The 12,950-nt window shown below is 33.2% G+C and carries 7 protein-coding genes; 4 read left to right on the top strand and 3 right to left on the bottom strand.

The annotated features are described in order from the left end of the window. Nucleotides 1-711: an ImmA/IrrE family metallo-endopeptidase gene (locus AW729_RS00300; protein WP_162685682.1), complete on the top strand. Its 711-nt coding sequence runs from the start codon at nucleotides 1-3 to the stop codon at nucleotides 709-711. Nucleotides 712-726: 15 nt separating this feature from the next. After that, nucleotides 727-1,131, top strand: a complete 405-nt coding sequence (locus AW729_RS00305) for a hypothetical protein (protein WP_112123196.1) — start codon at nucleotides 727-729, stop codon at nucleotides 1,129-1,131. 374 nt (nucleotides 1,132-1,505) lie between these two features. Here the strand turns inward: AW729_RS00305 and AW729_RS00310 are convergent, their stop codons facing one another. Both AW729_RS00310 and AW729_RS11080 read right to left on the bottom strand, forming a co-directional pair. After that, nucleotides 1,506-2,447, bottom strand: coding sequence for a succinylglutamate desuccinylase/aspartoacylase family protein (locus AW729_RS00310; RefSeq protein WP_162685683.1), 942 nt, complete (start codon nucleotides 2,445-2,447; stop codon nucleotides 1,506-1,508). Between the two features lie 145 nt (nucleotides 2,448-2,592). Beyond that, on the bottom strand, nucleotides 2,593-2,742 hold the full coding sequence (locus AW729_RS11080) for a hypothetical protein (RefSeq protein ID WP_162685684.1): 150 nt from the start codon (nucleotides 2,740-2,742) through the stop codon (nucleotides 2,593-2,595). Between the two features lie 411 nt (nucleotides 2,743-3,153). On the opposite strand from AW729_RS11080, the gene AW729_RS00315 reads away from it, so the two are divergent. Then, complete coding sequence (locus AW729_RS00315; protein ID WP_204355182.1) at nucleotides 3,154-4,113, top strand: D-2-hydroxyacid dehydrogenase; 960 nt, start codon at nucleotides 3,154-3,156, stop codon at nucleotides 4,111-4,113. 332 nt (nucleotides 4,114-4,445) lie between these two features. Further along, nucleotides 4,446-6,422: a phage holin family protein gene (locus AW729_RS00320; RefSeq protein ID WP_112123198.1), complete on the top strand. Its 1,977-nt coding sequence runs from the start codon at nucleotides 4,446-4,448 to the stop codon at nucleotides 6,420-6,422. A gap of 132 nt (nucleotides 6,423-6,554) precedes the next feature. Here AW729_RS00320 and AW729_RS00325 read toward each other — a convergent pair whose 3' ends face one another. Further along, complete coding sequence (locus AW729_RS00325; RefSeq protein WP_112123199.1) at nucleotides 6,555-12,554, bottom strand: Ig-like domain-containing protein; 6,000 nt, start codon at nucleotides 12,552-12,554, stop codon at nucleotides 6,555-6,557. Nucleotides 12,555-12,950: the final 396 nt, after the last annotated feature.

The following is a 12,950-nucleotide window of genomic DNA, read 5'->3' on the forward strand; positions in this document are numbered from 1 at the left end:
ATGGATTTTCCAGATACCTACTTTGAAGTATGTGAAAAGGCAAATGATTGTCGCAGAAGATGGAACATCAATGAAAACGATCCAATAGATATATTTTCAGTGGTTCTAAACAAGGTAAAGAACGTGACCATAATATTCTTAGACATGGAAAATTATATCAGTGGATCATCATATAGGACAAAAGAGCAAAACATAATCTTTATAAACTCAAATCATCCTCTGGGTAGACAAAGATTCACTCTGGCACATGAGCTGTATCACCTTTTATATGAGGACAAGTTTATCAAATGCGATATGACAAGTAATCATGAAATTGAGGAGATGGCCAACCAATTCGCATCATGCTTGTTAATGTCAAACGGGGCATTGCTAAATTATGAACGGGAACATGAAATTAAAAAATGGGATTTAGACAGGATTATTGAGACAGAACAATTCTTCCAAATCAGCCATAAGGCAATGTTGAGACGTTTATTGATGTTGGATAAGATAACTGAAAAAGAATACGACAATTTACTTCCAGGAATTATACAAAATGCCAGAAGCCGTGGTTATAGCAATAAACTATACATTCCCTACATGAATAAGGAAAATTTTGTAATGGGAAACTATATCAAACTTATCAATCAATCTTATGAAAACAATTTAATTTCAGAAGGTAAACGTGATGAATTATTAAAAGATTCCTTTAATGAAGATTTAATTAAATAATACGGATGATTCAAATTGACTAAGGTAGTAATATCACAAATTCAATGTTTAAAGTCATTATTAGATTGTGATTTTATCAATTTTAATTTAAAGGATGAAATTTTAATTACCCGACAACTCTATGATGAATTCATGAATGAGGATAATCATTGGATTATAAAGTTAAATACATTTTTGGATAAAGAATTGGTTAAAATTGTTGACATGATAATATTCACGGATGAATATTATACTTATAGATCAATAATAAAGGGTAAACTCGGAATGATGTATGGCAGATGTGAATCCTCCGCCATATCAATAGCAATACATTCTGATGCAATCCTACTTACAGAAAAGAATGATAAAATCATCAAGAATATCGGGGAATATACTTTAACTTGGATTACATTAACTGATTTTTTAAAATCATTTACATGACCCCCCCCTATTTTTATTTAAACTTTTTTTTATGAATTAGGTTTTTTGAATTAATTTTTGATGATGGGACGTATTATTTTTTAGTCAAATTCCTATCATAATAGAAACATACGTTTCTCTTTTTTTTTTAAGTCACATGATATACATTTTAATAAATAACATGTCTGATTTAACATATCCTTTCATTTAAATGATATATCCAACTAATAATTATAGCAGTTTAACATGACATAGTAATAATTTTCATAGTTAAATAGGATTATTTTATATGGTATTTGTTGACAAAAAAATAATAAATTCTTAGAAAAAAAATGATGTAAAATAAAAAAAATAATAATTTTTCATCTAAAAAAAAAGGTTATTTGTTGATGGAGTTAAAAATTAAAACCATCAATATCAGCATTGGCTAATTTCATATATGAATCATCAGGATTCAAGTTATGATTAACCAGAAGTAATGCAAGCATCTGATCATATGACTCATCCACGGCACTGCTGTGGACCTTTCCATGACTGGATACAACTACAAGAGGCGTGACACTTGCAGTACCGTTTAAGTTTAAGACATCCTCGACAGCACCATCATATGCGACACCGGCAACATAATAAGTCATAGTAGTATCCAATGAAAGCATGGACATATCCTCAGCCAACTTAAAACTGCCATAGGTAGGAACCTGCGAACACATTATGGTAGTCTTACCGGGATTTTTACCAATTTCGGTTTCATGGAAATCCCCCACGGCGGAAGCATTACTACTAATGGCCAATTTGACAACATCATTACTTGCAGTACCGCTCTTATCGGCAACTGTATTTAAGTTAACACCATCAGTTAACTTGGTATTTTGGCTGATAGCCTTCGGAGAGGTAAATGGAATCACATACACCGTACCGTTAATCTTACGGCCATCCAGGTAGTTAATCAGTTTCATGGCTGCAACACTTGGAACTAACTGATCACCATGAACCCCCGCCGATATGACAGTAACCGGTGCCTCTCCCGTACCAATCCTGTATACTGGCGTACAATTATTGGTATATGCACAAATATTTTGTGAAATATTGCTATTGGGGATGTTGGAGGCAAGTTCTGAGTTACTTAATACGTTGGCACTATTGGCGTTTAACTCCATTATTTCAACAGGAGAATTGTCAAAATAAACGACATAAACTAGACCTGCACCAACAGCAATAATGCATGCTATCAGTATCAAACTAATTACCTTCAGCGGCGAAACGGAAGATTTATTCTTTATCGGAGTCATCAGTGGATTACCACAAAATCTACAGTTACGAGCATTATTTTCATTCATCGCTCCACAATAATTACATCTCATAAAGATAGATATTAACTTAATAGTATATAAATTTAAAAAAAAGGAAGCTGTAAAGTTTCATAGGCTTAACTTATCTTTTTCTTTTTAATCAGTCCAATCAACATTTGGTAATATAACTAGCTTAATATTCCATTTCCAGTTTGTACTTTTTTATTATTTCTGGATCTGTATTTCTATAGTAGTTGTCTAATTTGTTGGATGTTTTTTCTATTTTGGAGTCTTTAAGGTATAATAAGTATCTGTCTATGAAATGGATTACGTGTTTTTCCATGAATTGTTGTAATACTTCTGGTATTTCTTCATATTTGTTTATGTATTGTTCAAATTTTTCTTTTGCTAAATTATATCTTTTTTCATGGAATATTTCTGCAAATTCTTTAGCATTTTTTCTATATTTTTTCTATTTCTTTTCTTTAAACTTATTTCTTATTGTATATCGTTTTGGCATATATTGTTCTTATTAAGTGTATTATGTATAATTGTTGTTTTATGTTTAAATCATCAAATATATTTCTATACATTGGATATAAATCAGTTGTTATTGCTATTAGTGGTTTATTATATAATGATTCTTTGATAAATTGTTTTATACTGTTCTGTTTTTGTTTATTAAGCCAGATGATTAAATAATATTAAATCATAAATATAATTATATTATATCAAAGATATTGAAGAGGATAATATGAAGATGAAAGGAGTATTTCTTGAAGAAAAAGCAATCAGCAGAGGAGACATCTCATTGGATGAGCTATCCGAATTGTTGGATCTTACAGTCTATGAAAACACGACTGAAGAAAATAAGTATGAACATATCTCTGAAGCGGAGGTTGTATTTGACAATAAGGTGATAATGGATGAAGAATTATTTGACAAATGTCCCAATATCAAATATGTTGGAGTATGTGCAACAGGATACAACGTCATTGACCTCGAGGCTGCAAGAAAAAGAAATATAACGGTTACAAACGTACCTTCTTATAGCACGGATAGTGTTGTTCAGCTTACATGGGCATTTATACTCGAACAGGTATGCAATCTCGAAGTTCACACAAAAAGTGTTAAAAGTGGTGATTGGACGGAATCAGAAATATTCTGCTATTGGCTAGAACCCATAACGGAGTTAGCCGGAAAGACCCTTGGAATCATAGGCTATGGAAATATCGGCAGAAAGGTAGCCCGAATAGCAAAAAGCTTTGGAATGAACGTTATTGTAAACACGGCACATCCAGAGAAATATGATGATGACGGGATTATTTTTACAGATAAGGATGAACTATTTGCAACCTCAGACATCATCACACTACACTGCCCGTTAACAGAGGATACGAAAGAAATAATCAGAAAAGAAAACATTGACAAGATGAAGGATAATGTGAGACTCATCAATGTATCAAGAGGCGGACTTGTAAACGAGGCAGATCTGGCAGATGCCCTAAACAGTGGCAAAATCTTATCTGCCGGAGTGGATGTTGTCCTTACCGAACCCATGGATAAAAACAATCCACTACTTACTGCCAAGAACATCCTGATAACCCCTCACATGGCATGGGCGAGTGTTGAAGCAAGAAAAAGGCTTGTACATGAAATAACCGAGAACTTCAAGGCATATCTTGATGGCAAAAAGAGGAATGTGGTTAATTAGATCCAAGCAAAGCCTATTTGTATATTTTTTATTGGATTGGGAGTTTATTTATGATTTAATACCAACTAATACTTGCATATTCTCATTCAAACATGAAAATTAATTAAGGATTACTCCAATACTTATTGAAAAACACTCCCAAATGATTCACAGAAGTAATTAAGATATTGAATGTAGAAATGTAAAATTAAAAGATTATAATATATGTTTTGATAAATAGATAACATAGAGGTTATTATTATAAACAATTCATTCAAATATTTTTGTTGCTTTATGCAACCAACAATATCAATAATACCTTTAGTTATCGATTAAAGAAAAAGGTGGGACATATGAAACACATTCACGGTTTTGAAAAACCCCCGAGAGTATCATTTAGAAGAAGTTTAATAATATTTATTGGAAACGTGATTGGAATATACCTGATTAGTTTTTTTGAATTAGGAGTTACCGTACAAGCTTTTGATGATATTATATTATTCGTATTATTTATGAGTATTATTAATGCATTATTGTGGCCAATATTAACAAGAATTTTAATGCCATTTCTTGTATTGACATTTGGAATTGGAACGTTGATTTTAAATGGATTGCTATTGGAGAATATAGGACCGTTTTTCGGCATAGAAGTTCAGGGACCTGCAATAATCTTAGCACCCCTAGCTATGGCCTTTGTAACTACACTTTTATCTACATTATTGACTATTGAAGATGAGGGATCATATTATAGATCTGTTTATAGGGATGCTGAAAAGAAAAGAAAAGATGAAATTAAAGATTATCCTGGATTGATTATCGTTGAAATTGACGGCCTTGCTTATGATGTGTTGATTGAAGCGGTCAATAAAGGCATTATGCCTACAGTTAAATCCATGATGGACACTACCCATAATATTAGAATGTGGGAAACGGATTTGTCTTCACAGACAGGGGCAAGTCAGGCGGGAATCTTACATGGAAACAATGAGGACATCACTGCATTCAGATGGATTGAAAAGGAAAATGACAATCAAATGATGCAATGTTCAGGAGTAAGTAAGGTTAAAGTATTAGAATCAAGAATTTCAGATGGTAATGGATTATTGGTAGACAATGGTGCAAGCAGATCAAATTTATTCTCAGGAGATACTGATAATGTCATATTTACATTTAGTAAAATATTAAACATTAGAAAATTATACAATAAGGCATGGTTTTCAGTATTCTCAAACCCAAGTAACTTTGCACGTATAATTTCATTGTTTTTAGCCGAAATGTTGCTGGAAATAATATCACAAATAAAACACAGAATAAAAAATATTCAGCCAAGAATTAAACGTGGAATCGCATATATTCCTATAAGGGCTGCAACCAATGTATTTATGAGAGAAATCAACACGTCAACATTGATTGGTGATATGATGGTTGGAGACATTGACGTTGCATATTCCACTTACCTGGGTTATGATGAAATAGCACATCATTCAGGGGTTCGTGATGAAGATTCATGGTTTGCACTTGAGGGAATGGATAAGCAGATTAAACGTTTAATTAATACAAACAAATACACTCCGAGACAATATCAGTTTGTCATTCAATCCGATCATGGACAAACGAACGGGGCAACATTCAAGCAAAGATATGGAGAATCATTTGAAGACTTTGTAAAATCATTGCTTCCGGCCGACATGAAGATGTTTGCAAAGATGACATCAAACGAGGACCATTATGCAGAATCGTTCCTTCCATTTTCAAAAAAGAATGATGACCTGATTGACAAGAGCGAACAGAAAGAACTGGGGGATTCAGAAGTCATTGTTCTTGCATCGGGAAATCTTGCAATGATATATTTAACCCAGTGGAGTCATAGATTAACCTATGAAGAGATACAGAAATTCTTCCCTGAATTGATTCCGGGAATTGTCAACAATGAATATATAGGATTCATAGTTGTAAAATCATCCGAAAAAGGAGATATGGTTATTGGTAAAAATGGTACATATTATTTAGATTCTGATGAAATCACTGGAGAAAATCCACTGGAAGGATTTGGTAAAAACATTGCACATCACATTAAAAGAAATGTTTCATTTAAATATACACCGGATATTTTAGTAAACAGCTTTTATGATAAACAAAAAGATGAAGTTTGTGCATTTGAAGAACTTGTCGGAAGTCATGGTGGAGCTGGAGGAAGCCAGTCAAAACCATTCATATTATATCCTTCAGACTGGGATGTAGGTGAAGGAGAAATAGTTGGAGCCGAAAGCATTTACCGAATATTGAAAGATAATTTAAAGAAATTAAAAGAAGAAAAAAATGAGGATTAAATCTATAAAATTCTCATTAAACTATTTTTATTATAAATCTACTAATTTTATCTGTTAAAAAGATGATAATGTAGGTGAGTTATTCACCTACTATTTTATATCATATTCGATTTTGTTAATTGGTTTTCACGTCTATTCTTTTATGTTTAATAGAGGAGTGCTTTTTTTCATATTCATATCAGTTGTTTTGATGTTTGTGAATTCGTTTTCTGTTATAATGGCTGATTTTATTGTTTTATTATTCTTGTTTTTGGGTATTGTTAATGTTATGTTTTTTCTTGCTCCGGTGTATGAGCCTCTTTGTTCTGTCACTACTGTTATTGTGTATGAGTCACGTTTGTAGTTATATTCAGGTAGTGTTATGTTGATTTTTCCATCATTTATCATGTAATACTGTGAATCTCCAGTAGTGTTTTTTATGGTTAATCCGTTTAATTTTGCTAATGCCATTGTTGTTCCAGGTATTGGATGATTTGTCTGGTCAAGTAACTGTCCCGTTACTTGTACCTGGTTATTATTTAGTATTGGCGTGTCCAGTTGTATTATTGTAGTTGTTCGTGTAATATTGAATGTCGTGTTATTCTGGCTTCTTGTGTATGTGTTGTTTACCAGTAATGCCGTTATAGTATGGGTTCTGGCTGATAAATATAATCCTACCGTGTAGTTGTAAATGGCCTTGTTGTCTTTTATTTCTACCATTATCGTTTGACCGTTTTTATCTTTTAAGGTTAATCCATTTATTTTGAAGATTACATATCCGTTTACCCGTCTTGTCTGGTCCTGTTTATCAGTTACTGTCACGTTGAATGTTATGTTTTCTCCGACTTTCTTGTTGCTGGTACTTGTCAGGGTTAGTTTAGCCTCTCTTTGTTTAAGATCCAATGATGTCGGATTGCTGCGACTACCAATATATTGTCCGTTTCCTTCATATACTGCTGTTATATTATGTGTTTTTGCCTGATAGGTGTATGGGATGAAATATGATATTTCAGCTGTTCCATTTTTTACTCTTGTAATTATTGTTTTACCGTTTGAATCTTTTAGTGTCATGTTATTTAACTTGAATACGACTTTTCCACCATTTAACAAGTTACCTTTTGTGTCAGTTATTGTTGCTTTGAGAGTGATGTTTTCTCCAAGGTAGCTTGTCTGTCTAATGGTGGTAATGATAGATTCTGCCTTAGATACTGTGAATGTCGTATTTTTGGTCTTTGTATTGTAATTTTTATTATTTAATGTTATATTTGCATAGTAATCTCCCGTATTTAAAGTAAATGTCTTGTTTCCAATACCATTATTTACTGTGATGTTGTATATTGTTCCATTTACATCTAGTTGGTAGATACCATCAATATCAGCGGTAACTTCTATCAGTGTATCCTCGCCATATGTTACGTTGGTTGCTGTTACACTTGCATTGTTTGCTGCTGGGTTTACTTTGAATTCATCTGATGTGTTTACGCTTTCAATGTTATTGTCTCCATTATATACTATAGTCACGGGATATGTTCCAACATTCAGGTTGTCTAAAGTTAAGAATCCACGTGTTTTTGTTTTTATGACAGGTGCTGCTTGATCAGATAATTGCATAGTTGTTTGGGTTAGGTTGATTGTTTCGGTTTTATTGTTTACGGTTATGTTTACTGAGCCTGTGACATCACTAGTGATTACTATGAGTGCCGTGTCTCCGTAATCAATATCCTGAACAACCAAGGAAAGATTAGGAACTAATTTGGCAACAGTTACATTGGTTGAGCTTGTATTGGATTTATGGTTTCTATCACCAGGGAACGTTACATTAATAGTATAATTTCCCACATCGAAGATGCCTGCATTAAATTCATAAAAGCCATCAGTAACATTGATTAGGCTTGAATAGTCACTAATTGTTAGATTATATTCTCCGTCCACATCAGAATATACTATACCCAGAATCTCTTCAGGATAAACACTTTTTGCAGCTACAACTATCATGTTGCTATCGGCTTTATAAACTTCAAAGCTTGTGTTGTTTGATGTTGTATTGTAATTTTTATCATTAAATGATATATTTGCATAGTATATTCCTGAATCTAGCATGAGGGACTTGTTTCCAATACCATTATTTACAGTGATATTGTATAATGTTCCATTTACATCCAATTGATAGATTCCATCAACATCTGCTGTAACTTGAACTAGTGTATCCTCGCCATATGTCACGTTGGTTGCTGTGACGCTTGCATTGTTTGCTTTTGGGTTGACTTTGAAGTTTGTAGAGTCCATGGATTCTATAAAGTTATAATCTCCTGAATAGTTTCCAATAATCACATAACTTCCAGCATCCAATACAGGTAGTGTGAGATTATCACCTACATCCAATTCTCCAAGGAATGTACCGTCATTGAGGTAGTATTTAATTGTACCTGTAGCACCCTCTGAAAGTGTATGGGTGACAGTTGCTGTTTTACCGTAAGTGACTGTGTCTGGATTGACGTCAAGTTCAAATGAAGTACCAACTGGATTGACTGTGAATGTTGTCCTGTTGAATGCTTGTTTGTAGTTTTCATCTCCTCTAAATGATATGGTTGCTTCATATCTACCTGCATCCAGAGTGGGATGTTCATAGAAGGCTAAGTTGTCCCGAACTGTTACACAAGTCAAGTCACCAGCAATTGTCAGGTTATAATCACCATCCACACTTGCATAAACTATGGATTCAATCTCATAAGGATAAACTTCATCGAATACGACTACGACCAGATCAATGTCTGCCTTATATACCATGAAAGTTGCATTATGGGTTACGGTATTGTAATTACTATCGTAAAAAATCTTATTGCCGTAATAAGAACCCACATTGGCATAAAACTTGCCTGCATTCAATTGAACTGATTTATTACCGACACCATTTGAAACAGGAATATTATATGTTGTTCCATTTATTTTAACATCACAACTTCCGTCAACATCAGCTTTGACTATGATGTTGGATAATTCGCCATAGCTTACATTTTCTACTTCCACTACTACATTATTCACGGCCTTATCCACATGGAATGAAGCTTCATTACAGTTTATGCTATAATCCAGACTGGAAGTATAGGTTTGATAGTTACCTGCATTAAATTTAACCTCTTTTACACAGACTCCTTTATTAACTTCCATTGTATATGTTTTAGCACCAATGATCATATAATATGTTCCATCTGCATCAGCTGTTAATGTGATTGTTGTAGGATTTCCATAGGTCACATTATCTGCCGTGACGTTGACTGATATTTCCTTAGATGATACTTTAAAGCGTGCAAGTGCATAGCTTGACTTGGTGGTTGTATTTGCATGATTATCGATTCTTATAATATAATGACCGGGTTTTATATTCTCAACTGTCAGAGTTGATTCAGCATCGGTAATTATTCCTTCTTTTACGATAATCTCGGGATTGTCTTCATCTAGGATTACATATGTTGCATTGTCAGTCATATTAGTTATCCGGTAGCTTACCTTCAATTCACCAGGATATGTAGTGTTATCACAGGACAAGATTTTAACTTCACTCGGATTTCTATCATTTGTCTCAAGCTTTAATGTTATAACCTGTTCGTCAAGTTTAAACTTAAGTGTAGGATTGTCATTTCGTATTAAGACATCAGCACTCATATTATTTCCATCCGCCTTGACGTTGGAATAAGTTACATCATCAATATTTGCTGCATAAAAATCTCCTGTTGAATGCAATAAATCTCCATTTAAATACAAAACATGGTTAATAATGTAGAAGTAAACATCCACCTTATATGTCTCACCTATGTTAAGACGTTTAGTTTCATTGACTTTCATACCTATTTTCAAATGATTTTCCGGAGTATGGTCTTCATCATCTGCAGATTCATGGTATTCAACGAGCCTGTCCTTAAAATCAGGATCATTTTCTCCAAACCAGCACTGTTCAATTGAGTCATAGTAACCGCTATTGAATACATCCTGACCGCCTCCACAGTGATAATAACTGCTGTGATAGTCTGTCCTGTTTGCATGATTATAGACAAATGTACAGTATTTTAAATTCAAATTGGCATGTTTTGAATCAAGATATATTGCTCCTCCTCTCTTATAACATTTATTTTCCTCGAATCTGCAGGATGTGAAATCAACATCACACTCATTGTTGATGTAAACTGCTCCTCCATCACCTGAATTAGCCTTGTTTTTAAGAAATACGGAGTATTTAACCGATTTTGTCATAATACCTGTAAATACTGCTCCACCCTTACCTGCGATATTGTTTATGAATGTACATTCATATAAGCCTAGTGGAGCACTTTTGGAATCGATATATATTCCTCCTCCTCTATCCTTGGCAAGGTTGTCTTCAAAGCTTGAGGATTCAAACTCAGGAGTACACTTATTGTTAATGTATATAGCTCCTCCATCACCTGAAGTACAGTTATTCTTATTGAATATGGAGTTTAACACCTTATCATTTAGGGTATTTGTATATACTGCACCACCATAATCCTTGGCAGTATTTGCTGTGAAGTTAGTGTAAATTATTTTTATGTTAGTATCGGCATATACAGCTCCGCCACGATTGTATGCATAATTATTTGAAAAGTCACAACCCGTCACTGTGATAAATTCATTTGCACGAACTGCACCTCCAAAGCTTTTTGCAGAGGTTTTACCTGTAGCTGCATTATTATTGAATATGGAATTTGAAAGGTCAACACTTTTGTCACCATAAACTGCACCACCGTCGACATTTGCTTCATTATCTGTAAAAGTACTGCCTTTTATGTCAATGTATCCATCAGCATAAATTGCACCTCCATGGTTATATGCAAAGTTATCTTCAAAGGTGGAATCACGAATAAAAGTACCTATGCCTTTTGAACGAATCGCACCGCCGTAGCTTTTTGCAGATGTATCCTTTGTAGCCTTATTTTTCTTGAATGTTGATTCGGTAATATTGACGTATCCTTCAGAATAGATTGCACCACCATCAACCTCTGCTTCATTATTATTGAATGTACACTCTGATATTTTCAGCTCCGCTTCATCTGAACTTGTCTGATAATAAATTGCTCCACCATACTCGGCTGTATTTTTCTCGAATATGCATGAGATGAATATTGGATCATATTTGCTGTCAATATAAACTGCACCACCGTAATCAAGGACATTATTATTTGTAAAATTTGTATTATTAACAACTAAATTACCTGATTCGCAATAAATTGCTCCACCATCACCGTAACCGCCACGTGCTTTATTATTTTCAAAAACCGAATTAAGGATGGTAAAGTTTCCTCCAATCTTACCACAACATATTGCACCACCGAAATATCCATCTCCGGCTGTATTTTCAATAAATGTTGAATTATTGACAAATAAATTGTTCTCACAATATACTGCACCACCAGATTTGGGTGCATTATTCTTGTAGAAGTAAGAATTAGTTATATTTAATTCTCCTAGAGTATATATTGCACCACCCGGACCACCAGTATCACCATATAACTTCTCTGCACTATTTTTAACAAATTCACAGTTTATTATGGTTAACGAACTGGATCTATAAGTATTTGCTATGGCTCCACCACCATCTGATAAACCATTTCCAAATATAATATCTTTAAGAGTTACTGATATGTCCTTTGATGCTATATTAAATATTGGTCCACCATCGCCATCTATACTATAACCATGACCATTTATGGTTATGTTTTTTGAGATATCAGCATAGCCTGAATAATCCCTATCTAAATCCAACTGACCATCAGCTTCATCAATTAATCTTTGTAAATCATCAGATGAAGCCTTTACTGTCTTAGTTTTATTACTGTTAGCCACAATATCATGACTGTTCATCTTTGATGATGAAACATTCTTTGATGTATCAGTACTTGTTTGAATAGTCTTATCTTCACTTGCGGACTTTCTACTGTTCCTGCTTGATTCTATGTTATCATTACTGTCAGTTTGTGTAATTTGGTCTGTATGTGATATTGTGGATGTTTTTTCCACTATTTTTGTTGCTTCATTATCTGTGCTGCCAGCTGAGTCATCTTGTAGTTGTGCAGAACTGACTACGCCCATTAAGAGTATTACCAGCACTAGAAAAAGCAATATTTGTTTTATCTTTTTCATTCACATCACTTCTTTTTTTCATGTGTATTTACAGTATCTAAGTTTTGTAAACACTTTAAATCTAAAGAATTTACTTCTTTATATGATTAATAATTTCTAACACTATATATTTATATATACCTCTATTTTTTTCAAATTCATCTAGGATGGACTTATTTTCTTTTAAGATTATATGTTATATACTTGAATAAGTTTATTAGAAATCCTAAAATTAATTTATGTTATATTATGATAGAATACATGTTGGTGTTGAATCAGGGTATTTAAAATCAATAACAAGGAATCATAACTGCTTCTTTTATAAATTAAAAATATTCTATTATTATTTCTTCAATTATATGACCTTTCATATTAATATTTTCAATAAAATTAGAATATATTATTTTAATCTTATTT

This window comes from Methanosphaera sp. BMS (assembly GCF_003268005.1).
In the GTDB taxonomy this organism is placed as follows: domain Archaea; phylum Methanobacteriota; class Methanobacteria; order Methanobacteriales; family Methanobacteriaceae; genus Methanosphaera.

Excerpts from the sequence above, each read along its gene's own strand:
- AW729_RS00300 (WP_162685682.1), top strand. The coding sequence starts at position 1 with ATGGATTTTCCAGATACCTACTTTGAAGTATGTGAAAAGGCAAATGAT.
- AW729_RS00310 (WP_162685683.1), bottom strand. The coding sequence starts at position 2,447 with ATGAATGAAAATAATGCTCGTAACTGTAGATTTTGTGGTAATCCACTG.
- AW729_RS11080 (WP_162685684.1), bottom strand. The coding sequence starts at position 2,742 with ATGGAAAAACACGTAATCCATTTCATAGACAGATACTTATTATACCTT.
- AW729_RS00315 (WP_204355182.1), top strand. The coding sequence starts at position 3,154 with ATGAAGATGAAAGGAGTATTTCTTGAAGAAAAAGCAATCAGCAGAGGA.
- AW729_RS00320 (WP_112123198.1), top strand. The coding sequence starts at position 4,446 with ATGAAACACATTCACGGTTTTGAAAAACCCCCGAGAGTATCATTTAGA.
- AW729_RS00325 (WP_112123199.1), bottom strand. The coding sequence starts at position 12,554 with ATGAAAAAGATAAAACAAATATTGCTTTTTCTAGTGCTGGTAATACTC.